The organism is Ruegeria sp. CDSA193 (assembly GCF_059611885.1).
Genome location: NZ_JBXWPN010000003.1, coordinates 135925 through 159368 on the forward strand (window position 1 = coordinate 135925; position 23444 = coordinate 159368).

20 protein-coding genes are annotated in these 23444 nt (G+C 51.7%); 11 read left to right on the top strand and 9 right to left on the bottom strand.

Annotation, left to right across the window (positions count from 1 at the left end; genetic code table 11):
* Positions 1-209 precede the first annotated feature (209 nt).
* Positions 210-1805 (bottom strand): GMC family oxidoreductase, encoded by a 1596-nt coding sequence (locus tag AC2FLG_RS06140; RefSeq protein ID WP_271950774.1) that lies wholly within the window; start codon positions 1803-1805, stop codon positions 210-212.
* A 109-nt stretch (positions 1806-1914) separates the two neighbouring features.
* Here AC2FLG_RS06140 and AC2FLG_RS06145 point away from each other — a divergent pair, with 109 nt between their 5' ends.
* The 4 genes from AC2FLG_RS06145 (at position 1915) to AC2FLG_RS06160 (ending at position 6033) form a co-directional block, all read left to right on the top strand.
* Positions 1915-3153 (top strand): TRAP transporter substrate-binding protein, encoded by a 1239-nt coding sequence (locus AC2FLG_RS06145; protein ID WP_142638251.1) that lies wholly within the window; start codon positions 1915-1917, stop codon positions 3151-3153.
* A 65-nt stretch (positions 3154-3218) separates the two neighbouring features.
* Positions 3219-3884 (top strand): TRAP transporter small permease, encoded by a 666-nt coding sequence (locus AC2FLG_RS06150; RefSeq protein ID WP_142638249.1) that lies wholly within the window; start codon positions 3219-3221, stop codon positions 3882-3884.
* Entirely contained in the window at positions 3884-5242 is a 1359-nt protein-coding gene (locus AC2FLG_RS06155; protein WP_496701159.1) for a TRAP transporter large permease, read from the top strand. Before AC2FLG_RS06150 ends, AC2FLG_RS06155 begins: the two co-directional genes overlap by 1 nt.
* Positions 5243-5253: 11 nt before the next feature.
* A complete protein-coding gene (locus tag AC2FLG_RS06160; protein ID WP_496678596.1) occupies positions 5254-6033 on the top strand; it encodes an IclR family transcriptional regulator in 780 nt (259 codons plus the stop codon).
* A gap of 553 nt (positions 6034-6586) precedes the next feature.
* Here the strand turns inward: AC2FLG_RS06160 and AC2FLG_RS06165 are convergent.
* The 3 genes from AC2FLG_RS06165 to AC2FLG_RS06175 form a co-directional block, all read right to left on the bottom strand.
* Positions 6587-6937 (bottom strand): DUF1194 domain-containing protein, encoded by a 351-nt coding sequence (locus AC2FLG_RS06165; protein WP_496703861.1) that lies wholly within the window; start codon positions 6935-6937, stop codon positions 6587-6589.
* Between the two features lie 107 nt (positions 6938-7044).
* Positions 7045-7815, bottom strand: coding sequence for a hypothetical protein (locus tag AC2FLG_RS06170; RefSeq protein WP_496705453.1), 771 nt, complete (start codon positions 7813-7815; stop codon positions 7045-7047).
* Between the two features lie 73 nt (positions 7816-7888).
* Positions 7889-8404, bottom strand: coding sequence for a DUF805 domain-containing protein (locus tag AC2FLG_RS06175; RefSeq protein ID WP_496701165.1), 516 nt, complete (start codon positions 8402-8404; stop codon positions 7889-7891).
* A gap of 569 nt (positions 8405-8973) precedes the next feature.
* On the opposite strand from AC2FLG_RS06175, the gene AC2FLG_RS06180 reads away from it, so the two are divergent.
* The 3 genes from AC2FLG_RS06180 (at position 8974) to AC2FLG_RS06190 (ending at position 12071) form a co-directional block, all read left to right on the top strand.
* A complete protein-coding gene (locus tag AC2FLG_RS06180) occupies positions 8974-9273 on the top strand; it encodes a hypothetical protein (protein WP_142638995.1) in 300 nt (99 codons plus the stop codon).
* 124 nt (positions 9274-9397) lie between these two features.
* Positions 9398-10942: a ShlB/FhaC/HecB family hemolysin secretion/activation protein gene (locus AC2FLG_RS06185; RefSeq protein ID WP_496705455.1), complete on the top strand. Its 1545-nt coding sequence runs from the start codon at positions 9398-9400 to the stop codon at positions 10940-10942.
* Between the two features lie 832 nt (positions 10943-11774).
* Complete coding sequence (locus tag AC2FLG_RS06190) at positions 11775-12071, top strand: hypothetical protein (RefSeq protein WP_496705456.1); 297 nt, start codon at positions 11775-11777, stop codon at positions 12069-12071.
* Between the two features lie 219 nt (positions 12072-12290).
* On the opposite strand, the gene AC2FLG_RS06195 is transcribed toward AC2FLG_RS06190, so the two are convergent.
* On the bottom strand, positions 12291-12428 hold the full coding sequence (locus AC2FLG_RS06195) for a hypothetical protein (RefSeq protein WP_496692253.1): 138 nt from the start codon (positions 12426-12428) through the stop codon (positions 12291-12293).
* 683 nt (positions 12429-13111) lie between these two features.
* Complete coding sequence (locus AC2FLG_RS06200; RefSeq protein ID WP_496705458.1) at positions 13112-16297, bottom strand: ATP-binding protein; 3186 nt, start codon at positions 16295-16297, stop codon at positions 13112-13114.
* A gap of 366 nt (positions 16298-16663) precedes the next feature.
* Between AC2FLG_RS06200 and AC2FLG_RS06205 the strand changes: the two genes are divergently transcribed.
* Positions 16664-17722: a hypothetical protein gene (locus AC2FLG_RS06205; protein ID WP_496705460.1), complete on the top strand. Its 1059-nt coding sequence runs from the start codon at positions 16664-16666 to the stop codon at positions 17720-17722.
* Between the two features lie 2 nt (positions 17723-17724).
* Here the strand turns inward: AC2FLG_RS06205 and AC2FLG_RS06210 are convergent, their stop codons facing one another.
* Genes AC2FLG_RS06210 through AC2FLG_RS06220 form a run of 3 tightly spaced genes read right to left on the bottom strand, consistent with a single transcriptional unit; the run spans position 17725 to position 19996 of the window.
* Complete coding sequence (locus tag AC2FLG_RS06210) at positions 17725-18456, bottom strand: TfuA-like protein (RefSeq protein WP_496705462.1); 732 nt, start codon at positions 18454-18456, stop codon at positions 17725-17727.
* Positions 18456-19682 carry a YcaO-like family protein gene (locus AC2FLG_RS06215; RefSeq protein ID WP_496705463.1) on the bottom strand — a complete coding sequence of 409 codons (1227 nt, stop codon included), beginning with the start codon at positions 19680-19682 and terminating at the stop codon, positions 18456-18458. The genes AC2FLG_RS06210 and AC2FLG_RS06215 overlap by 1 nt, the downstream gene beginning before the upstream one ends.
* Positions 19683-19720: 38 nt before the next feature.
* Positions 19721-19996, bottom strand: coding sequence for a hypothetical protein (locus AC2FLG_RS06220; RefSeq protein WP_496705465.1), 276 nt, complete (start codon positions 19994-19996; stop codon positions 19721-19723).
* Positions 19997-20672: 676 nt separating this feature from the next.
* Between AC2FLG_RS06220 and AC2FLG_RS06225 the strand changes: the two genes are divergently transcribed.
* The 3 genes from AC2FLG_RS06225 to AC2FLG_RS06235 all read left to right on the top strand — a co-directional run bounded on the left by AC2FLG_RS06225 (position 20673) and on the right by AC2FLG_RS06235 (position 23122).
* Positions 20673-21515, top strand: coding sequence for a hypothetical protein (locus tag AC2FLG_RS06225; protein WP_496705467.1), 843 nt, complete (start codon positions 20673-20675; stop codon positions 21513-21515).
* A 153-nt stretch (positions 21516-21668) separates the two neighbouring features.
* The gene (locus AC2FLG_RS06230) at positions 21669-21875 is read left to right on the top strand and encodes a helix-turn-helix transcriptional regulator (protein ID WP_496705469.1); all 207 of its coding nucleotides are present in this window, start codon (positions 21669-21671) and stop codon (positions 21873-21875) included.
* 5 nt (positions 21876-21880) lie between these two features.
* Positions 21881-23122: an RNA-dependent RNA polymerase family protein gene (locus tag AC2FLG_RS06235; protein WP_496705470.1), complete on the top strand. Its 1242-nt coding sequence runs from the start codon at positions 21881-21883 to the stop codon at positions 23120-23122.
* Positions 23123-23444: the final 322 nt, after the last annotated feature.

Genomic DNA, 23444 nt, shown 5'->3' on the forward strand with positions numbered 1-23444 from the left:
TCAGAATCTGAACTGGATGCAGCACAGATCGTTGACCAAGAGTCGCCCTCCCAGATCACGGTCAGTCATGAGACAAGAGTTGGCAAAGTGCGAGTTGCGATCAGACATAATCAACAGAACAGCTTGAGCTTGCGCGACTGGCACACCGATCCATCGGTTGCGGGTGTTTTGGGCATTCTGCATCGCACACAGGCAAGATGGAGGGCCTGTCAGGCATCCGCGATTATCAAATCGCTCGCCTTTTCCCCGATCATGATTGCCGGTGCGTTGGTGTTGCCACTGACGATCTCGGGCATGATCGAACAATCGGCCACGCGCAGATTTTCTAGTCCGTGAACCCTTAGTTTAGGATCGACAACAGATGCCTCAGAGCTTCCCATCGCACAGGTGCCGGTTGGGTGGTAGATTGAGGTCGAATTCGACCTGGCCCAATCCAGCGTAGCGTCATAGTCGTTGCAATTCAGATCTTCTGTTGGTCGAAACTCTTCCGAAATCTTCGAGGCCAAAGGGTTTTTCTTGGCAATTCGCCGCGCGATATTCACGCCATCGACTATGGTCCTGCAATCTGTTTCTGTGGACAAGTAGTTCGGTATGATCTTGACATGTTTGGACGGATCGGGGCCGTTCAGGCGCAACTCCCCCCTGCTTTCCGGGCGCAGCTGGCAGACCGACATTGTAAAGGCCGAGAACGGGTGTACGCCCTCGCCCGGGCTGTCAGCGGACCAGGGTTGGACATGAAACTGTATATCGGGTGTCTCTACATCCGGGCGCGTTTTCATAAAGCCGGTGGCAAGGCTGGCCGCCATTGTCATAGGCCCGGCACGGAACAGTGCATATTTCAGAGCGATGCGCGCCTGATTGAAGAGGCTGCGGACTTCATCATTCAGTGTTGGTTCATTGCACTTGAACACCAGGCGCGCCTGTAAATGATCCTGCAAGCCCTTACCAACGCCAGACAGGGCGTGAAGCGGTTCGATTCCGTTTTCTTTGAGGTGGTCCGGGTCTCCAATCCCCGACAACATCAGGATCTGGGGCGAATTGATCGCGCCACCAGACAGGATAATCTCGCGTCGAACCTTCAGAGTTTGCTCGACCCCTGACCTGTCACGGTAAACCAGCCCGGTCGCCTTTTTCCCGTCCAAAACCACGCGCGTCACAAATGCGTTGGTGATGATGTTAAGATTCTGACGACTTCGAATGGGTTTGAGATAAGCCACAGCCGCGCTGCAGCGACGACCGTTGCGTGTGGTCAATTGGAAATAACCTACGCCTTCTTGTTCGGCGCCATTGTAGTCGGGATTGAACGCGTAGCCTGCAACCTGTGCTGCGGCAACCCAGGCGTCGCAGATGGGGCGTTGAATGCGCATGTTCGAAACAGACAAAGGCCCGCCAATGCCGTGAAACTCATCTTCACCGCGTTCTTGATCTTCGCAACGTTTAAACAGGGGCAAGACATCGTCCCACCCCCATCCCTCATTGCCCATTTGCCGCCAGCGATCGTAGTCTTCTTTCTGGCCGCGGACATAAAGCAGCCCGTTCAGCGAGGATGAGCCGCCCAGCACCTTGCCTCGTGGCCAGTCTATGGATCGTCCATTAAGCCCCGGATCGGGTTCAGTGCGATAGCACCAGTCAACCGACGGGTTGTGCATTGTTTTGAAATAACCGACCGGAATGTGAATCCACGGGTTGGTGTCGCGACCGCCAGCCTCCAGCAATGCGACGGTCGTATTGGGATCAGCACTCAAACGGTTGGCAATGACACAGCCCGAAGATCCTGCTCCGACTACCGCATAATCGACTTCCATAACTGTCTCCTCCCGACGCGACTGAAAAAAACTCTATGCAAGATGCGAGAAATATACTAGCCTTTTTTGATACAAAACGTCTCATTAATTGCGATCAGGGAGGTAGGCAATGGAGATCGGTAAGAAACTAAGTGGCATTTCCCGGCGAGATTTTTTTCGTGTGGCCGGGCGGTATGGCATGAGTTCGACACTGCTGGCGGCAGGTGGGTTCGGTGGCGCGATGAGCCTGGCGAATCTGGCGCAGGCAGCCGAATCAACCTATGAAAAGCGCTTCTCGAAAGAGCCAAAGCACACGCTTAAATTTGGCGCATCGGGCTTTAACACCCGCAATCTGCTGATCGAACGCGCCGGCGCGATCGAGTTTGCACGCGATCTGGAAGAGCGCACGGACGGTGAAATTCGGATCGAGTTCATTGGTGATAACCAGATCTGCGGCCAGCTGAGCTGTGTTGAAAAAACCCAGCAGGGCATTGTTGATATTTACGCGGCCTCGACCCAGAACTCGGCTGGAGGCGCGCCGTATCTCAACGTGCTGGACTATGCTTACATGTTCCCCAGCCGGGCAGCGCAGTATCACTTCTTCTACAGCCCGGCGAGCCAGCGCATTCTGCGTGATCCGCTTGAGAAACGGCACGGCCTGAAGTTCCTGTTTACCCACTGTGAATTGCGCGGCCTGCAAATGGGTTCGACCTTTGCCGACAAGCCGACCGTCACCAAACTGGAAGAGCTGTTCGGTACAAAGAACCGTGTGACGGGTACGCAGCTGGGACGCATTGCGATGCAGCTGTTGAACCTGAATCCGGTACCGGTTGCATGGGAAGAAACTCTGGATGCGTTGAAGACTGGTCTAATCGACGGGGCTGAAACGTGGGCATCGGCCGTCGCATATGCCAACATGGCTCCAGTGGTGTCGCAGTCAGTCAACCTGAAATTCTTCTGCGGCACTGAACATACCTCAATGTCGGCCAAAGTGTTCGACAGTCTGGGCGGGGAGCTGCAGGATGCTGTGATGGAGTCTTCCTACTTTACGCAGGCTTTGATTCAAGGTGCCAATGAAGCGGCTTTGCTGAACACCGTCGGTTTCTCGGAACCGCAGCTGCCTGATACTATCTTCGCCGAAAATGGAGTACGTCCGGCGTTCCTGCCAGATGATCAGATCAAACTGGCCGAAGAGATGTGCGCCCCGAACTACAACCCCGAACCTTGGGCGCAGTGGCGTGAGCGTTTGAACAAATGGGCCGGTGGCATCGATACCTATCAGGAAATCTACGACATCGCGCGTGAGATTCCGGCAGACACCCTGCCGGAAAACGTAGAACCGCGCCGTTGGTGGAAAGGCGAAGCCTGATACAAAAGACGAACTGGCCCCAAGCGGGCCGGTTCTAATACACACCGACTGGGAGGACGGGGTACATGTCGTTTTGGGCAGACACAGGCGCGATCTTCAGTGCCTTTCTCAGCCAGGATTCGTTCGAGATTCAATCAGCGCTGGAATCGGACGCCGCATGGGTGTTGGGCGCGGTTGTTTCAGCCATGGGCGGATTCGTGATCATGCTGATCTATCGGACAGTGCCGTTTATCGAGCGCCATCTGGAGCGGTCGGTGATGGTATATTCTTACCTCGCGATTGCGTTGATCATTTTCTGGGGCGTGATCGACCGATTCGTGTTCAACGATCAAGAACCGTGGTCCACCACTATCCCTCCCTTGTTGTTTATGGTGATGGCGTGGTTCGGGGCCACGTACAATGTTCGCCTGCGGACGCATCTGAGTTTCAATGAGTTCCGCACCGCAATGCCCCGAGGCGGGCAGTTGGCCTGTTTGATCCTTGATGCGGTGCTGTGGTTCATCTTTGCGGTGATCGTCATCGTGACGACCACGCGACTGGTTGCGTTATCGGCGTCAAATTTTCAGATCGTTCTCGGCACGGACAATATCATGCAGTGGTGGTTTTTGCTGGCCGCACCTCTTTCGTTCTTTTTGATGATCGGGCGTGTGTTTCAGAACCTCGCCGACGATCTGCAAAACTGGAAAACAGGTGAGCCGCTGATCAAGCAGGCCGTGATCGGAGCAGACTGATGACAGACGGAACTTTGGTTACACTGATCTCACTTGGGGTTACCTTTCTGTTCATGCTGGGCGTGCCGGTGTTTTTGGTCATCGGCTATTGGGTGATCGGCTGCTCATTCGTCCTTGGCTTGACGCTGGACAATATGGGGGCCGAACTGTTGAACGTGTTCAACAAAGGCTTTGCCCTGCTCGCGATGCCGCTCTTTATCCTGACCGGAGACCTGATCAACAAGTCTGGTATTGCCCGAAGGCTCAGCGATTTCGCCTATGCCTGTCTGGGCTGGATACGTGGCGGGTTGGCGATGGCATCGCTTGGTGCCTGCGGGTTATTCGCGGCGATTTCGGGATCAAACTCGGCGACGACAGCCACAATTGGTTCGATGCTGCACCCCGAGATGGTCAAAGGTGGCTATGACGAACGGTTCAGCGCGGCGACCGCTGCGGCAGGGGGTACTGTAGGGATCATAATCCCGCCGTCCATTATCTTCATCGTCTATGGCTTCTTGATGAACCTTCCTATTTCCGAGTTGTTCGTGGCGGGCATTCTTCCGGGCGCGCTCATGGTCTTTGGTATGCAATTCGCGTGCTGGATCATTTGCCGCATGAACGGGTGGGGCCATCTGATCCCTTTGCAGCTCAACCGGGTACTGAAAACGGCATTTGGCGCCTGGCTTGGATTTTTCGCCATTGGGCTGGTGCTGTGGGGCATCTACACAGGCAAGTTTTCCCCGACAGAAGCCGCGGGCGTGACAGTTGGCTTCTGTGTGATCGCTGGTTTGGTCAGCTATCCGATCAACCGGATTATGGGGGCCAGAAACGACATATCGCCAACCGAGAAGAGTTACGCCGAAATGTTCGTGGTCGAAGGCTTTACGATCCCCGAGATCCCCTCGATCGTCATCCGCTCGGCACAGATCACCGGCATCCTCGCGCCGCTGATCGCGATATCAGTTGTGATGCAACAGATCTTGTCATTGCTCGGCGCGCAACAAACCATTGGAGATTTTGTAACCTCGATGGGTGGGTACTATGCGGTTCTGTTCACGTCGATGGTGATTGTCTTCTTCTCGGGTATGGTTCTGGAAAGCCTACCTGTAACCATAATTCTCGCCCCAATTCTTGCGCCAATCGCGGCCTCGGTTGGGATTGATCCAATCCATTTCTCGGTGATCTTCCTTGTGGGGGCGTCCATTGGATTCATCACACCACCTTATGGGCTGAACCTCTATGTGGCTTCAGGAGTAACAGGAGTACCCTATTTCCGGTTGCTTCGGTATACGGTACCCTATCTGGTGGCGCTTCTTTCGGTTTGGATTTTAGTGTCGCTTGTGCCCGATCTGGCCTTGATACTGCTGCCAAATAACTAGACTGTTGCAGGATGGCCGAGACGGAAACACAAGAAAAAGAAACTCAAATACCGACCAACCTCCGCCTCCTGCTGATCCTCGAGGAGGTGGCGCGGCGTGGCGTTTCCGTAAAACCATCGGATCTGATTGAGGCATTAGGTCTGGCCAAGCCAACAATTCACCGTCTGCTGCAAACCGCAGAAGCCGAGGGGTTTCTGCAGCGGGATCTCGATGGCAGATCATATGGCCCGGGACACCGGCTGCGACTGCTATCGGTCAACACCATGTCGTCCGAGCATTTGCGCACTGCACGACTGGCGATCTTGCGCAGTGTGGCTGAAACTGTTGGCGAGACATGTAATCTCGCCATTCCAGACCGCGAGGGCATGATCTATCTCGACCGGGTGGAAACGAAGTGGCCCCTGCGAATTCAACTGCCGGTCGGGACACAGGTGCCCTTCCATTGCACGGCCAGCGGCAAGATGTACCTGTCCACACTACGGCAAAGAAAGCTGGATGGGTTTCTTTCGGCAGGACATCTACAACCACAAACCGAACGCTCGCTGACCGATCCCAAGGCATTGCGATCGGAGATCCGACGTATCTCTGAGAATAGTTATTCCACCGATGACGAGGAATTCATGACCGGAATGACTGCCCTAGCAGTACCCGTTCAGGATGGACAAGGCCGATTGGTAGGCACGCTTTCGGTTCACGCGCCGACACAACGTCATGACGTCAACAGTCTGATGTCGTTTCTGGGCATACTTCAGAAGGGAGCGAAGCAGCTTTCGGCTCTTTTGAGCGAGTGACTAATGCTTCAGATGACAGTCAAAGCGTGATTTTTTTCACCAGCTGCGAATTCGATCATCGACCGGTTTGGAGAATTCTGCACCAGAACGGATGAGAGCGCGATAAAAGTTCCGTGTACTCCGTTCGTTCAACTTTGCAGAGTCGACATTAGCGCACCGCTGCCATTCCTAGCTAGCGCAGCATCTGTCACTCTGGGCTCTAACCAGTTCCTGGCAGTACTACGCGTGAACGTCCGCTCCCCACCCAACCCGCCAGCACCAGCGACCAGTCTTCAGCCCCCGGAATCGATCGTCAGCGGTCGTCTTAGCGGCAGTGAACGGTTGATCTAGCAGTTGGAAATGCCCGTCGCAGAGCTTAGCGAAATAACCATAAGCGTACAAATTTCGCTCGGTTCGTACAAATCGATGTCAATAAGTTTGTCTACTCACACCGTATCGAAGATTCACCATCATTTGTGTGGTTCCATTGGAAGCGCGGAAAACTAGTTTCCCTTAGAATATTGCTGCTGGCTTTTTTGTATCGAGCCACGGCTGGTTGATGCAAAGGCCGATTCTAGGGTTCGCTCCAGATATGTTGGTTCCGTTCCCAGATCTTCTCGCCAATCAGGCAGTCTGAGGGTGAGGCAAGTTGCGCCTTCATAACCTCTCCTATTGCTGGCGCTGACCCAATTTCCAGTACCAATTTTCTTCGTACGCCCTCCGCAAAGCCCTGCCAGTCAAGCACCGGGACTACGAATGAACCAGGTCCGCCTGTCACACAGTTCTGGTAGTAGACGTCAAGATCGTCGAAGTGCCACTGACTCCCCATACCTTCGCGGGCCATCAGCGGTAACCCAATTATAATAATCGACTTCGACAGTACAGCGTCACGGGCCCGCAAAACCAGGCGGAAGTTGCGAAACATCAGCCGCTGCAGCTGGTGAGGTCCAAACAAGGCCCGAAGCAAGCACAATCCCGGAAACCAAACCTTTCAACTGGCGCACTATTTGGGAAGCTGGTTGGAAGGTAGCATCAATTGCATTGATCATACCTGTAGTCCCCGTACTCCAGCCAGTTTGCCGAGCCTTCGCTAAAAATCAGAAATTCGGACCTGTCTTCCCCAAGCAGGGCGACGACAAATCCGGCCGGTGGCTCAGAGTTTCCGAAGTAACTGTAGGCCGTCATGGCTCTGATCCACTCGCCGCTGACTGCCACTCGCGCGTCCCACTCCCCCTCCGGGTTTTCCAAAATCATAGGTTCGATCACGCGTTTTATCGCACCGCCTCCACAATAGACGATGCCTTCGGGTGCTTCATAGGAGGCTCCCTGGCTGGCATCCGAAGCGCACTCAGAACGAAGGGACCGAATTGCCGCGCGGGAACCTTTTAAGTCGAAGATTCCATAGCTGACATCTTGATCAATCATCGACAAATTAACCGATGCATTGGCCGCAAGCTGGTCCAATACAAAACCATAGTCCTGCTGACTATTGAAACTGATCTCGACGGGATAATTGTCAACGATCTGCAACACAGCGTTTTCAGCGCCAACCTGAAATGCCCCAACCTCGGTGGTGCCGTTCTTCAAAAAACGAAAGGAAAGCCCTTGCTTCTCCGCAATGTCCTGGCTGTCCTCATATCCAGCTGGAGCAAAGCGAATACGGTTACACTGAAGCTCTAGCGTCATGTTTCCGGTCTGAATAAATGCATTGGGATTAGGCCCGGAACTGAACGACCACTCCGCCGATGCTGTGGTCGCCATTGCCATCATTAGCGTTCCAATGGAAATCGGTCTGAAACTCATTTTCTCTCTCCATGGTGTTGCGGTTTGCACTTTCATTCAGCAGAGATTCCGACCTGTTGCCCCCACAGCGAGGTCAGGAAGCAGGTGCGCCGTATTCGTTTGCGCCTTCTTGGGAAGGTCGTGTCAGCCACCAGATCATCAGAATCGACAGAACGAATTGCAGAATTGAGACAACGACAATACCGGTCAAGCCCAGGACTGCCGCGGGTCCTCGCAATGCATCGGGGTTTTCGGTCCCTTGCTCCAATACCGAAAAGAACGCCACCCCACCCAGCATAACAAAAAGCGTTGTAATGCTGAGCGCCATCGGCAGCAGCAAGTACCAACCAGGTCGTCCTGTATCATGCAGCCTCCGCCAACCGGCGGCTAGCATTGGTATGAGAACGGCCAGTTGAAAAACAGAGGACAGAACCCGAGATCCTTGGCCTGTTTCGGGGTTTGTCCCGAACAGGATCGAATCCAACCCGGCAAAAACGGCACTTACGAGAACCACAAACAAGAAGAACCACCAGTATTCTGTGCGTATAGCCCGCCCGGAGAACTGGAAGTATTTCGAGAAACACGTTTTAACTGCTTCACCGAATCCCATCTTTCATTCCTTTCTCAGTTTCTGTGCGGTCTCAAAACATTTCGCCGCTCAGGAGAACACACTCTCCCCTCTGGGTACTCCCACTTACCTTTTTGTTTGAAAGCAGAAGCCTATCGTACGAGAGCGTAAAGAAGTTTACGCGCGGAAATAATGTTGATTTATGAAAAAATATATTCGAACATACGAATTCGACACAACTTTTTTTTACCTCCGTTGTTGTCGCTGTCGCCCGATCTACCGGGCCCTTCCGACTGCTGGAGTGAGTGCCGGCGGTCGGAAGGCACTTCACAATAATCTGGCTTGGGAGAACACGATGCTCAGACTTAACGTACTCGCCCTCTCTCCCAAGTTCGCTCTAGCTTTTACCAGTGACGTCATACGGCCATCACACGTTGTTGGCGGCCTCGGTAGTCAACGTAATGTCGTTCTGCCCCACAAGCCCCCCGCGGCAAGTTTTTGGGAAAGGTAGTCAAAGGATCGAGGTGTGTTCTGTTGGCTGCACAGACGCAAAAGCTTCAAACATGCGCATCCAATTTCACAAATTTCAAAGGAACCAGAGGGAGAAGAAAATGACTAACAAGAAGGTGATGATTGCAGGCGCGACATGTTTCGCATTGCTTGCAGCCTGCGACGACACGAGTACGTCCAGCGCGTCCGCCGAGCTCACGCCCGCTCAGCAGGCATGTTTACGGGATGTAGCCAACACGACAAACAATTCGCAAGTCGTGGTGCTCTCATCCGCGTTTAGCGAGGCGGGAACACAGGTCACTGTAGGCGTTGGTGAGGATCGCGCTCCGTGGAATTGCATTGCCTACAGTGATGGCGCGACAGCTGGTATCGAGTTCCTTGGCGACGAAGGCGCATTGTAGTCTGTTCGCTGTGTATCTCGAAAGCACCAGTCGTGATCAAATTTGAATAACGGCAAGCTTAGACATTCAAACCTCGTAATAGGATTGGGTTTTAACATGCTCAATCATGCTAAGGTTGTAGAAAATGCCCGTAACCAACTCGGTTGTAATTGCGATCATTTGCACTTTTGTGGCCATTGTTTCAGTTCCAAAATACAGCATTGCACAAACTTGGGACATAGCATCACAGCACTCTGTCAGCGGCGTAACTGTGTATGATTCAGATGAGCTGTTAACTTTTGCCGGTCAGTTGGCCTTTGATCGGTCAGGGCGCATCACAGCGGTAGAGGTCGCATCAACGATCACGCAGATCTACCGAGAAGACGGCTATTTTTTGGCTGAGGCCTGGCCTGGCCCCGATGGGCAGAGCATTGTTGTTGATGAAGGGCGTATTCAAACCATCGAAATTGAAGGTGTAGATACGCGCACGTTCCAAAACTTGGAAAAGATCTTTCGCCCCCTCACCACCGCATATCCAATAACTCTCAAACAATTTGAGCGGGCGGTTATGTTGGCCGAGGACATACCTGATTTGGAATTGTCGACCGAACTTGATTATCCGGATCAGGCAGGTGCCAGGCTGAGGGTATTGGGAGAGCCTCTGCGCAAACAAGCCGGGAGTGCGACACTCGACAACCCTCCGCGTGAGCTTGGAGAAGCGCTCAGCTTCTATGTCGTACAAGAGTTTTATTCGACGCTGACCGTCGGGGATTTACTGCGCTTTGAGGGATCAGGCAATTACAACTGGGACAAAGACGACGAACACTCTTTGTGGGGCGCTGTTACCTATCGCACGCCGCTGAACAGCAATGGTCTCTACGGTGAGATTTTCTACGGAAACATAAACGCAAAACGTGACCTCTCGGGGGATTTTGCAAGAACGGATATTGACGGCGAGAACTTCACCGTCGCGATGGGTTACCCCGTGATCCGCGATGTAGCCCGATATGGATATTTTCTGCTGGATTATCGCCTTTCAAAAGCGGACTCAGTAAGTGGCGGCGTTCCATTGTCCAGTGACGCGAGCGTTGTTGGCCTTACGTATCTTTACGGGCAAAACTATCCAAAAGGGCAAGCTCTGGAAGCGGGGCTGACCTTATCTTTTGGTGACAATGACAATGACACGTCAGACGCGAGTTTTGACGACGGAGACTCTTCGTTCTGGCATCTGCGGGGCGGCATCGGATACGAAAGCCCACTTACGAACTTGTCACCCAACACAGCTTGGCGCACCGAGATCTGGGGCCAGTTCACAACCGACCGGTTGCCCTCGGTCGAGGAGTACTTCCTTGGTGATCGCTATGCATTGCGCGGCTATCGGTTCGACGAAGTAGACGGTGATTCCGGGATTTCCGCGATTTTCGAAGTGTCGCACTCCTACTTTCCAAGTTCCCAAAGCATTCATCGCTTAACGCCTTTTGTCTTTTTCGACGTGGGTTACATCTCGAACAATGACCCAGCGAGTTTTGAAGTTGATAATGCTACACTGGCATCGACAGGTCTGGGTTTGGACGTTGAGTTTAAGCAAAACCTTTTCCTGTCCGGATATGTCGGTGTCCCTTTGAGAGATGGCCCTTTGACCGACTCAGGCGATCCTGGCGCGTATCTTGCTCTGACAACAAGTTGGTGAGGATGTTATGAAACGGAACTGCATTGTTTTACTTACCGCAGCTTGTTTGGGCGCAGAGCTGGCCACTACGCAGGTCGTCGCGCAGGGAAATCATTTTGGGTGGTGCCGTGGCGTAGGGAATCCGCACCAGTCGAGCCAAGGATGTGGGCAGGCCGGTGGGCAAGGGGCAGGCAATCAAATTACCGGCCCAACGCAGCCGGTGGCAAATCAGTTGCCGCCTAAAGGAACACAGCAAACGCCCACATCAGTTACTGTTCCAGTCCTTGCGCCGGGCGCGGTCCCGAACGCAATTCCCGGTCAGGTTCCTATTGCGACACCAATAGCGGTTCCAGGTCAGGTTCCCACGCCGGTCCTAGCGCCGACCCTAGTTCCGCCTTTGACACCAAACGCGACACCAAACCGGGTTCCGACAGCTGTTCCAAATCAGGTTCCCTCATTGGCTACCGGTCCTACCGCGGTGCCGCCGCAAGTTCCGACTGCAACTCCCAATCAAGTTCCGATAGCTATCCCTGGCCAGGTTCCGCCTCAAGTTACTGGCCCGACGGCTGTGCCGCCCCTTGTGCCAACAGCAATACCCAACCAAATACCAGTCGCAGTGCCAGGTCGTGTTCCGCAACCCAGCGGCACTACAGCGACGCCACCGCTTGTCCCAACCGCAACCCCCAATCAGGTTCCCACCGCGGTTCCTGGCCAGGTTCCACAGTTGACACCAAAACCTACGGCAACTCACGTGGCCGTCCCAGGACATCCGAAGCCACAAGGCGTCGTGACAATCATGCGCCCAAAGCCGAGGCCGACAACCGGTACTGTTCAGCAACCTGGCACAACACAAGTGACCCACCATTTAACCCACCAAAGTAATTCAAAGAAACACGATCACGTCGCAGCAACACCTGGACGGCATGACCCGCACGACCTGCCGAGGTTCCGCAGCGCGGCGGCCAAGGAAAACTGGGAATGCGTTGCCAGCGGATTTGGACAGCGCCGGTATGACGCTGGGCGGGGCGTGTTACTGAACAACGGAGCATTGCGGCACCTCGGTAACGTGGACGCAATGGCTCGTGATGTACCAGCACGGCACCCGAAGCATTCCGGATGCATTATCTCGGTCAAACGAAAGCAGCGCTGAAGCTCGCTGGGTAGGTTTTGCTCGGGTAATGAGATTAATCGACCAATAGTTCGTCAATTGTCATCTGGATAATTGGATTTCGTATTGCCTTTAATCCCTGGCGCTTACGTTGGCTGATGTAGCCCAACAATGCTCCGTACCCAAATTTACTTCAAATAGGCCAACAATCTAAAGTGCCGCACTTCCACGAAAAGCCTCCGACCATCTGGGCCGGTCAAATTAGGCAAGCGAAACTTTGAACGGTAACTTTGCAAAGTCAGCTTTCTGCGTAAAGCCGCCGTTAGCAACGACAGTTGCTGCAATCGCGGCGAATGTCGACTCAGTGGCCACCTGCTCAATGCCCGCTTCGGTTTGCATGAAGATCGCGGCTGGGAATATTTCTACAAATAGCCGCGTCGCGCCATGCTGTGGGCTCAGAAGTCACTTTGATTTTTTCCGGGAAATCGTGCCAAATTGTCCGAAAGCCGCCGCGCTGCTAAATCAGTTCTTTGTATTCGTACTTTTTACCAAGCGGTTGTCTCGGCACACAGCTTCGGGCAATGCAAAACACACTGATGGATGTAATGGTAGATACACAAAGCAGATATCAGATCAAAGCCTTGATATTAAATAATTTATCTTAGCTAAATGGTGCCCGGGGGCGGCTTCTTATAAATCATCTAACAATATGCAATATATTAATATTATTACGATCTTACCTTATGATTGCCCCCAAATATGCCCCCAAACGTAGTGCTTCTATATGCGCGTTTGCGTCGAGTTTGCAGGCTTCAGCTGTTGGAAAATAATCTGGTTCTTTCGGGCCGTGGTAGCATGAAGTTCTGTGTTTTGTTAAGATCTTCGTCCTTCAAGGTAGTGATGCAATCCTGAACGCATCTTGGTTCTGGAGATTTAACAGTTTTCGACATACTGTGAATCAAGCCCACGTAGAGTACCTTTAGCCAGTTCGCGCCAGTTCAGCAAAAGTTTACGGGCACCCAGCTCGAGGAACCGGCTTTAGGGAATAAAGCAAAAATCTTGTGTAAAAGTACGAAAAACTACTATCTATTTTTTTCTCTTAAGGTCTCGAGCATTAATCGCGAGCCAACAATGTCGACAGAGTTATCTTGCTCTGGCACTGCAGCAAGAGCACGAGCCAATTTAATTTCTGCGTGCTCTCTATCACGAAACTGGTCCGGGATTTCAGCGTAGCTCATAGCGTTCCGCAAGCGGAACATCGGCGTCGCTTGGCGAACAGCTAATTCCTCGGCCTGAGTTAGTAGTGTTATAGTCCGATCCAAGAAACCGGCTGCTTGCGCCGCTACTGCCTGCATCCGTAGCACTTCCGGTCGCCAGACCTTGATACCAATACGATCAAACTCTTCGAGTTCGCGCGTCAACTCTTCGTAAGCTCGCTCCGGTTTGCCGTTGACAAGAAAAGCCTCGGCCAGAATACAAGCGTAGACTGGGAAATCCTCGTACGTCGCAATCTCGCGATGCCGAGACAAGCCTTCTTGGATGCGACGGAGGCCAGATTTCGGGTCACTGGTTATAGCCGTTACCCATCCATCAAGTATGTGACCAGAAAGGCCATGGTCCGCAATGTCATGCTGAACCGTCAGTTCAATCAACTCAGCCGAAATCGAGCGGATTGCATTCAAGTCGCGGCGGTAGAAGCTAACGAACAAAGCAGAGTCTAACGCGTGAACCAAGCTGCCAAGGTGCTTGAGTTTGCGTGCCCAGGCGAGCGACGAGTCCTCGAATTTGACCGACGCTTTAAGCCTTCCTTGCATCCAACGTATTCGGGCAAACTCTCCTTTCGCACAGGACCTTGCGTCATGGTTCCCGTAAAGCTGAGCATGGTGCCGAAAATCACCTTGGCCATAAACTGCAAGACCCTTACGGAGATGCAGCTCGCTACGTTCAAAATCGGCCGCATGATAGTAGCTCGCCCAGCAGCAATGGTGCGCTTGCAACATCTGCTCGAGATGCGCCGTGTGTCCGAAGTTGATGCTCCGTTTTGCGCTTTCGAGCAAGCTTGTTGCACGTACCAAGTGGGTATTAAAGTCCTTTGAAACCCTCCACCAACCCCACGCAATTGGAAAATGCGCTGGTTTTGTTGGTGAGAGAGTGGTCAATTCCAAACCGCGGGCATAAAGCGCTTGAGTTTCTTCCGTCTGGGATCCTCGCGTAGCTATCAGTACTGGGCCCAGAAGCCCGATTACGTCAAGTTGCCGTTGGATTCTGTCCGCCCGATCAGGCAATGATTCCAACAATAATAAGCTTCTTCGTAGTATCCGGCGAGCTTCAGTCAACGAAGCACTTTGCAATGCTCGCTTCGCGGCTTCGATCCATAGTTCGATTGCTTGATCCTTGGAGCCGGCGCCTGCCATATGCAGGGCCAGGGTTTCTGGATGGCGCTTGGCTATGTCAGGATAAACGCTTTCAAGCGCAACGGCGACGTCGGCATGCAACGATTTGCGGTTCTCTCGAAGCAGCGATTCATATGCGGCTTCACGAAGCAAGGAATGTGCGAATTCCAATGTTCCACTTTTTCTTGCACGCAATATTCCTTGATCGACAAGGATCGCTACTCGTTCGTCAATGTTGTCAATCCCCGCTGCTTGCCGTAGGACCTTGGTATCAACGTTGATTCCTATCACTGAAGCGAGCTGCGCGATTTCTTTGGCAACTCCGGCACGGTCCAGATGGGCAATAAGCAACTCGTGTAGCGACGCCGGCACAAATTGCCGTTCTGCTGTCTGTTCCTCAACAGTGGCTTCGCTGCGTAGTAGTTCGCGCGCAGTTTCCTCGACAAACAGTGGTATGCCATCCGTGTTTCGGCCAAGTTCTTGAATCAATCGCAGAGGAACTTCCTTATCTGCGAATAATTCACTTAGCATGGCTTCTGAAGTGTCTTTCTGTAGTGGGAAGAGTTGTATCACATCGACCAAATCGACGTTGCTCCAGTGGGGTTCGAATTCAACTCTAGCACTCATCAACAGGAGTAGTCTGCTCGACCGCATCTCAGCAAGAAGCCTCTCCAACAACGTGATGGATGTAGGATCAAGCCAATGCAGGTCCTCGACGATAATGCAGACAGGATGCTTCTGCGCACGCGCTAGCAGTACACTAGAGATGGCGGCAATAGTGCGCTCCCTTAGCGCTTCCGGCCTCATCACGTCTAAATCGGCATTTGCTACCGGCAACCCGAGCAGATTTGCTACCAATGGCACAGCGTCTTTAGATAACAATTCGTGATCAGACCAACTTGCAGAGAGCGCTTCGGCAAAAAATTCTAGAGATTTGGCTCCGGTGACCCCCAGCAGATTTCGAAGACCCTCGCGAAATGGAAAAAGTGGTGTGTCCTGATCTAGAGGTGAAGCCTGTAGATGTAACAATAGCGAATCATGACCGACGTGCCTCTCGATAACCTCGTGCAACAATCGAGTCTTACCCATTCCCGCACCCGCCTGAACCATTGCCGCGGTACCGTGGCCATCACGAGTCCTCTGCCAAGACTGTGCTAGTTGGGTGAGTTCTTTGTCGCGCCCATGAAACGAAGTCATATGAGCGACGGATGTAACCCGGGCAAATGGACGGGTACTGACGCGGAGCACACGCCATGGTGAATGTGCGTCTGCGAAACCATGCAATTTCGTCGCTACAATCGGTAGGCACTCGAACCGGTCTGAAATGCGTTGGTGTGTGATTTCAGAGACCACAATTTCATTAGGCCCGGCTAGCCCTTGAAGTCGGGCAGCGAGGTTCGGGGTGGAACCAATAATGGAGTTCTTTTCGAGTGTTCCCTCTGTGATATCGCTGACGACAACCAGTCCTGTTGCGACGCCAAGTCGAACAGACAACGGCACATTTGCAGGCGTAGTTAGTTGGCCAATTCCATCTTTGATAGCAAGGCAAGCCCGTACTGCACGCTCTGGATCATTTTCGTGAGCGAAAGGAAAGCTGAAATAGGCTAAAATCCCGTCGCCTACAAACTGCCCAATCGTACCACCAAACTTGGTGAGCAGTTCAGCGCAAAAGGCCCGATATTGGCGGATAACCTCCAACAAATCCTCGGGGTCCAAACGTTCACCTATTTCTGTCGAACCCACCAAGTCGACAAAAACAACAGTCATTGGCCTGCGTTCACCCACCCGGCGTTGTTTGGACGCCGCTGCAGAGCCAGCGGAATTAGTATTTTTCCTGCCAAAATCCTGATCGCGTGAAGGATAAAACTGCGCCATGACCACCATTTTTGGTTGAGGCAATGCGAAAAAAAAGTCGAAACACTTAGCGAACCGTAAAATCGCTTAGCCACGTTGGAAATGTACCTAACTAGATACTATAGTGGATAAGACACAGTAACTCCATGACACAGGATCACCAACTATAGTAGTACAAATGCTAGCTCTTTTGTGGTAGTTTCCCAACCAAGCTAAGTTAGACGAAGACCACTATTAAATCGATGCAAATCTTCTGAAACTGCCCGTAGGTGCAGGTCATACAATTACTCCAAGATTGTTTTGAGATTTGCACGCGTAATACGTCCAAATTTGAGTCATCTTGGTTTCCGGACCAATCTGTTTTGATTTTGAGCTTTGGAGGAGAAATTGGGTACCATTAGCATAGCTTGGTTCCTTTCGATACTTTCGACTTGCGTGGAATGTGGCCCTCTGGAACCACAGATTGAGCTAATCCCGATCCGCGATATTAGCTCTGCTCCAGCAGAGGTTCAGGAGGATTGCGATGCTGCATTTGTCATCAATCGCAGCTGTGTAACCAATCGGTCGCCATTTTCACCAGGCGCTCCCGATGTGCCGCCAGACTGCATCGCCTCGCTGTCTTCGCAACAGGCTTCGCTGATGGAACGCGTATTTCATGTTGCCCCCCAACAGGTTCGGAACAAACTTTGCTCTCTAGAGGGCTTATATGTGTCTCCAGGTGGCGCATGGTTCAAACATATCAATGGGATGCCTTACCTTGGTCTTCCCGAGAGAACGTTTAAGAACTCTCCCACCTTTTTAGAGGCCAGAAACAGCCGAGCGTCAGCATTCTGGGGGAAAACGATCACTCCATTTCTTTCCGCTGCCGCTGGCGAAAACAAAGAACTAGGAACTGAATGGGCGTTGTTGGCAAACGTCGCACACGAAATCGGACACTGGTTGGAGCCGTACTCTCGCGCGTCAACCAAAGATTGCGCGCCTTCCTATCCTACAGGTGTGTGCAATCTTGACCCAGAGTCGTACTTCTTTCCGAGCTGGAGTCACTATGCGCCACCAAGCCTCGAGGCTCCGTGGCTACATCCTTGGGGGATTTCACTAAGACCGGAAATCATCCGTATTCGAGCAAACTTGTTTGCTCGGGCTTCTCCGGATCAATTCTATGACGATCTTTTGCGCTCGTGTACGCGGCATGCCTATGAAGGACCAGGACTACAGGGCGAGTTTGCAACCTTTTTCGCCTTGACTTCGCCAAGCGAAGATTTTGCGGATGGTTTCATGTACTTCGCACTATGGAAAGCAGGGCTTTCAAGTTTAGTCATCAAAGGCGATAACAAGAACTACGATCTTATTGGTGTATTGTTCGATAGTGATTCCGAATTTTTGGAATGCGGGTTTTCAAAGAAACGCTCCATCCTCGAGCTATATTGGCAAGCCCTCCCAAACTAGTTCTACTTTTGATCTTTAGAACTCAAATGGCGAATTGCATGATGCCACACTTCGGTGGAGGAAAACGACCACTTCGGATACGTACGCTCTATGTCGCGTGAAAGATGATCACGGATTGCTTTGATCATCAGGTTGGCATCCAATTGCTTTTGGCTAACACGACCATTTGGCAACCAGCCATTTAACAATTCGCCTATACTAAGTGGCACACGCTCGATGATCGCCGACCAAGTCCGATGTTTAAAGTGTAATTCAGCAGACACTGTTAACACCACTTGCGCGCTAACCTTATCCAGAACACCCTGTTCGACAGCGGAATTCATCGTTGCTTGTACATCGACCATCGCTTCCGTGATAGCGGCGAAACCCAGCCCCGCTGGACCATGGCAGACCGCCACATCGGCATCGTCCAAGATTGGAGTGTCGCGGTATGCTTCAAAGATTTTACCGACTCCACGCATTCCATAGCGGTGCAATTCAGCAGCACGAATAGCACCCATACTCGCTGCACCCCAAACGCTGATCCCCTGAGCCAAGGCCCAGAGTATCTCTTTGTGCCAGATGCTGAGCGTTGTCTCAAAAAGACCGTCAACTATGCCAATCGCATCGGGACTCTGTTGAGCCACCTTGAATAGATCGCCATGTTTGGCTGGGGGGTACCATATCAAATCGGGACCGGATGCCTCGGCACGGTCGGCAGGAGGAACAGAAGGGCCAGCAAAAACAGCAAACATCATCGTCTAGCAGCCATACGTAGTGCTCGCGGGCCGGCTTTATACCCAGGGTGGTTGTGCGGCTGCTCAAGTTCTGGGACTACAATACGAACCACGGGGATTCGTATAGCGGAATTGCTGAGGTCGGTTGCGACAACTCGGTTAACTCCGGCGCGGCGCAAGCATTCTAAAAGCCAGCGCAAATCTCTACCCAAGTCCTCGCTGTCAATGCCAGATGAGTCTGGGAATGGTCGTTCGGCTCCGCTGCTAAACACTTCGAGTAAAATCTGGGCAGCTTTCTGATCGAGCGTCCGTTCCTCGATCTCTTTCAGGTCGTCACGCGCACCGGAGATGCGGGTCACCCGCGACTGTGCGGCCTCCGTAAGAGATCTTGTAAGTGCAACGGTCGTCGATGGGTGACAACCGGAACCACCAACCGCTGACAGTGCGGGGTTTATGTGCGAACGATCATCATTGAGTATGGTAAAAAAAGCTGGAACCCCAACATCAGAGGTTATGTCCCAAATCGAAACAGACAGTCCTGCCCTATGACAAAGATCCAAGAGTTTTTTGGATTCGGCATCTTCAATTGTTGCTAGATCAACCCGTGTTGTCGCTCTGGATGCTAGCGGTCGAGCGTACCAGAGCGCCAACGCATCTCGTTCTATTACCTCGCAAATTGCCGTACACACTGCCTCAAGAAGTACGTTCCCGGAGCCCAAGCCATTGCTGCTGGACATAAAGGAACCGTCTGTAGGATGCCGCGGCAGCGTGGAATCGACGTGAACAGACGCGGCCGGTAACCAACAAATCTCCTGCTGTAACAAGTCCCAGCCTTCAATCCAGCGCATTGGCACATCGTCAGGCGGTGCATGGGATCCTCCGACCAATGGCGCTACGACTGAGGCATCTGGTGCTAGGCTCGAACGCGTTGACACCGTGATTGCCCGACTAATTTCTTCAGCGTGATAAAACTCGACGGCTTCCATGAGCGCGGATGCAATAGCCTGTGCGTTAGTCAATCCCTTTCCCTGTGATACAGAAATAGATCGCGCGTTCGGGCGAACAGCAATTGCCACCGGAATACCGACGTCGTCAAGTCCGGTATTCAGGCCTAATCTGGTAATTCCAAACTCAGCAAGCGCGGGACGAAGAAGTGAAATAGTCTCTTCAGGCGCAAGCAATCGATGGGTGCCTATAAAGAAGTTCTTTCTGGTTGATGCAAACGCGACATCACGAATTGTCATGGTGTCGCAGACCCACATTTGAGTTCTCCAAATATTGGTCAATCAGTCGGATTAAGATGCTTAGCTCCACCTGGAAGAACTAAGTCCTGACCGTCCCTAACTACCAGATCCGTTTCTTCGACGCTTAGTAAAAGCGCCACCGACATCACACCCGGCAAATTGGCATCCCCAAAAAGACCCTTGATCGGGTTGTTGTTATCAAATTCCAGCTTTTGAACGCTTGAACTGGGACAGTAGTAAAAGTTACCATTTTGGTCTTTGACCAATATATCAGGTGTCTGTTCTGTTTCTGAATTTCCGTCTTGTTGTCCCATTTGAAACTCCCTTGGCAGCTATGTCACTAACGATATGCAAGTCGGTTTCGCTCATGCAAGCTTATTTCATTAATCAGTTGGCCCCTGCAGTAGCAAACACGTCTGCTCGGTTTGAAACTTACACCGCTGCCAAAAAATGACAAACCCTGTGTGTCAAAAGCCCAGCCAGACAATGATGCACCCGGGTGCAATTGAACGAACTCGAAAAAGTAAGTGTTCATGGACTCGCTTTGAAAACTGCTTCGTCTTTGGCCTTCTATGGGAAGCAGGGTGCAATTCCACGCAGGCGCATGTGTTTAAGCCAACCACAGTAACAATTAAATTCAAACTAGAACATTGGTCCGCGTTCAGTTCTGTGCACACTGAGAAGCGCGTTGCACCCGGGTTCAATGTACGCCCGGCGGCGAGCAAGACTCCCCTACTATTCAGTTTTGAACCCGGGTGCAAAACTACACAAGATTGTTTTAAATCGCCTGAACACTCAAAGTTGTGGGCGAAACCAAGTCGAACAACTAGATTTCGGACCGTCAACTCGCAATTCATATCTGATTGCTTAATCCGAAGACAAAAACGGCGACCTCTGAAAGTTTTTCAACTCAACGCCACATGTGTGACAAGATTTCGCCAAACGAAGAAGTTTAGGCTACAAGTTCCACTCTCATATACATGGATGCTAATGCCCTGCCCTCTCGGATACATTTTCGTCGATGGTCTTCAGCGCCACGCGCTGCAATTTGCTGAGAAAAGTGCTTTGATGCGACGCCTACAAGCTGGCGAACGATTTACTTCTAGGAAACCCGATTTCAATCGACCTGAACCGGGCCGAAGCACACAAGTAGATACACTTCCAATGGTCCAAGACTGGATACATCCGACAACACTAAAACACCTGCTTGCATCTTATTTGGTTGAGCGTTTTCTGCTGGAAGAAAGTACACAACTCTTCCTCTGTCGTAAGAATTTAGAACCGATTGCGATCAGTAGGTCGCTTTTGGACGGCCCAGTTGATCGTTTTGAGAATGGCGTCGAAGTTCCAACTGACGATCTCGGGTGTTTTGTGGATTTGCTCCAAACCTTTGTCCAAAACTGCAAGTCAAGGTACCCTTTCTGGAACACAGAAAACTGGACGTTACGAGGAACAGATGAAATTGAAAGGCACTCGGGCGACCTCAGACGCAACGACGTGTTAAGCATCCGGAACTTGTGCTTCCCTCACCTTCTTCTTCGTGAGGACCAAGTCCCAGATACGCGTCAATTCAATAAATACCTAGACCATTCCACAGAAGAGTTCTTTACAATGCAGAAAGAACTTGCCGGCAGCAAATCTTCCGGACGTCCACCGACGGCAAGACGAGAATGTAAGCGAATACTTTCGCAACGCTACCCGAATGGACGGCCAAAGGAGAACGTTGAAGCTTTGCTGGCCGAAGTGAACGATGCGCTTCGCAGCGACCCAAATATTCGTACCGGCGTAAGTAGGCGCACGTTCTATCGCGTCATGCAGGAAATTGGATGGTAGGTCAAAGCTTACGTTCTCTGGCAATTCTTAGTTTTTGAGCCAAAATTATTTTGTCATTTTTGGCATACATTTGGCAGGCTTCGCCGACTTTTTTTGCACATCCGAATCATTTCAAAACAGGAGCCTCAACACAGTTTCGTAAGAGGTGACACAATGTCCGAACGCTATCTGCGTCTTTCAGAAGTAACCAATAGAACCGGTTTAAGTCGGTCTTCCATCTACAACATGATGACCGAAAATAGGTTCCCACTTGCCCTTCGTCTAGGTGTCCGCAGTGTCCGCTGGCGTGAGGCCGATGTCGACAATTGGCTAAACGCCTGTCCCGCAATCGAACTTCGTTCGTTTCAAGCTGAAGGGTAGTATTTATGAACATCCCCACAATAGAAACAGCGGTGACGCCGACAAGCAAAAAAGAAACTCGTATCAAACAAGGCATCTATCAAGAAACCCACACAAGCATTCAGAATATCGGTCTAATGGCCGTTCTGGGTCACAAGGACCGCGCACGCAAAGCGACATACGACTTGTTCAGAACTCACAACTCTAAGCTATTTGGCCTTATGAAAAGCGGTCTATATCAACTCCCCTTACAAGTGTTGAACGCATTGGCGGAGGAATTCGACCTTGATGGGACATTCAATGAACCGATCCAACGGTATCGTACACGAAAGCCGCAAGGAGGATGCCGCGAGATTTGCGTCCCCGGGACATATCTCATGGCGACACATCATTTGATCGGAGCGGTAATCGACGCGCAAACCATTCATTCGAACAACGTCTATTCATGTAAAGGGCAAGGGCGAAACGCTTTGATCCAAGACGCACTGAGGCGAATTAATGATGGACATTGTTATGTGTCTACCTTGGACATCGAAAACTGCTTTGCCAGTGTAAATTCAAGTATTCTTGACCGTCTACCGGTCCACCAACGCTTTGTTTCGAACTCGCTGCGAAATGAAAACCTGAACTTCGCGACACCACTAATCAAATACGGAAAGGAGGTCTGTAACCAGGCAAAAGACGAGAGTATTTTCTCCCCCTTATATAGGGAGGACATGAACAATACGGGTGCGCCCACGGGTTTAATGCAAGGGTCCCCTGCTTCTTGGCCTATCCTCGGATGGGTCTGGAAAGATTTGCCGCCTATCGACGAAAACGTCGGGTTCGTACACGTCTACGTCGATGACATCCTCGTTGTCGCGAAGTCTGAGGCAGGTCGCAGGGAGATAACAGACGCAGTAGTTCAGTTTCTACAGGACTGCCCCGCTGGGCCGCTCGGATTGACCCAAATTGACTATGACGTTGGTCAAGCATTCGAGTTTCTTGGGTATGAAATATCCTACGATTTTGAAGATGGTCTTGCCGACGCCCGTTTAGCCGAGGCCGCTTTCAGCAAGCTTGAAAGAGTTTTACCCCAACTAGTTGAGGTTGATCGCCTTCGTGGGTCGGAATTCCCATATTTCGCATGTGCAAAGTTGCGCGCAATACTAGGCGGTCACTCCATGGCCAGCGATCTAGATGAATGGTGGGATTACTATGTCGAAACGCTTCTGGATTACGATCTTACTTCAGAAAGCCCTTTCGACTTGCGGTACACCGCGACTTGAACCTCCTAGGCAACCTTAACAAATCGATACCGGCACAATGGTGTGCCGGTATTTTTGAACCCGGGTTCATTTCCATCCTCTTTGAGGCTGAACTACGTTGAACCCAGGTGCAAAAGTACACTTGAGCTTCAAGTTCGCAACTCGGTGAATGCTACAAGTGTTTGATATATATTATTTTCTTGACTTGCCTGAAATTTCGCAAAGCATAGCAGTACTTTCCTCGGTCAGCGAGCAATTCACCAAGTATCTGCCGCTCGACGCTTACTGAGGTCGCTCGAAACACATTTTTTGGAGATCAAAATGGTACGAATTGTTGTTGAAG

Excerpts from the sequence above, each read along its gene's own strand:
- AC2FLG_RS06195 (WP_496692253.1), bottom strand. The coding sequence starts at position 12,428 with ATGCAAACCGAAGCGGGCATTGAGCAGGTGGCCACTGAGTCGACATTC.
- AC2FLG_RS06235 (WP_496705470.1), top strand. The coding sequence starts at position 21,881 with ATGAACATCCCCACAATAGAAACAGCGGTGACGCCGACAAGCAAAAAA.
- AC2FLG_RS06150 (WP_142638249.1), top strand. The coding sequence starts at position 3,219 with ATGTCGTTTTGGGCAGACACAGGCGCGATCTTCAGTGCCTTTCTCAGC.
- AC2FLG_RS06185 (WP_496705455.1), top strand. The coding sequence starts at position 9,398 with ATGCCCGTAACCAACTCGGTTGTAATTGCGATCATTTGCACTTTTGTG.
- AC2FLG_RS06175 (WP_496701165.1), bottom strand. The coding sequence starts at position 8,404 with ATGGGATTCGGTGAAGCAGTTAAAACGTGTTTCTCGAAATACTTCCAG.
- AC2FLG_RS06215 (WP_496705463.1), bottom strand. The coding sequence starts at position 19,682 with ATGACAATTCGTGATGTCGCGTTTGCATCAACCAGAAAGAACTTCTTT.
- AC2FLG_RS06230 (WP_496705469.1), top strand. The coding sequence starts at position 21,669 with ATGTCCGAACGCTATCTGCGTCTTTCAGAAGTAACCAATAGAACCGGT.
- AC2FLG_RS06170 (WP_496705453.1), bottom strand. The coding sequence starts at position 7,815 with ATGAGTTTCAGACCGATTTCCATTGGAACGCTAATGATGGCAATGGCG.
- AC2FLG_RS06165 (WP_496703861.1), bottom strand. The coding sequence starts at position 6,937 with ATGTTTCGCAACTTCCGCCTGGTTTTGCGGGCCCGTGACGCTGTACTG.
- AC2FLG_RS06160 (WP_496678596.1), top strand. The coding sequence starts at position 5,254 with ATGGCCGAGACGGAAACACAAGAAAAAGAAACTCAAATACCGACCAAC.
- AC2FLG_RS06155 (WP_496701159.1), top strand. The coding sequence starts at position 3,884 with ATGACAGACGGAACTTTGGTTACACTGATCTCACTTGGGGTTACCTTT.
- AC2FLG_RS06220 (WP_496705465.1), bottom strand. The coding sequence starts at position 19,996 with ATGGGACAACAAGACGGAAATTCAGAAACAGAACAGACACCTGATATA.
- AC2FLG_RS06180 (WP_142638995.1), top strand. The coding sequence starts at position 8,974 with ATGACTAACAAGAAGGTGATGATTGCAGGCGCGACATGTTTCGCATTG.
- AC2FLG_RS06140 (WP_271950774.1), bottom strand. The coding sequence starts at position 1,805 with ATGGAAGTCGATTATGCGGTAGTCGGAGCAGGATCTTCGGGCTGTGTC.
- AC2FLG_RS06200 (WP_496705458.1), bottom strand. The coding sequence starts at position 16,297 with ATGGCGCAGTTTTATCCTTCACGCGATCAGGATTTTGGCAGGAAAAAT.
- AC2FLG_RS06225 (WP_496705467.1), top strand. The coding sequence starts at position 20,673 with ATGCCCTGCCCTCTCGGATACATTTTCGTCGATGGTCTTCAGCGCCAC.
- AC2FLG_RS06210 (WP_496705462.1), bottom strand. The coding sequence starts at position 18,456 with ATGTTTGCTGTTTTTGCTGGCCCTTCTGTTCCTCCTGCCGACCGTGCC.
- AC2FLG_RS06145 (WP_142638251.1), top strand. The coding sequence starts at position 1,915 with ATGGAGATCGGTAAGAAACTAAGTGGCATTTCCCGGCGAGATTTTTTT.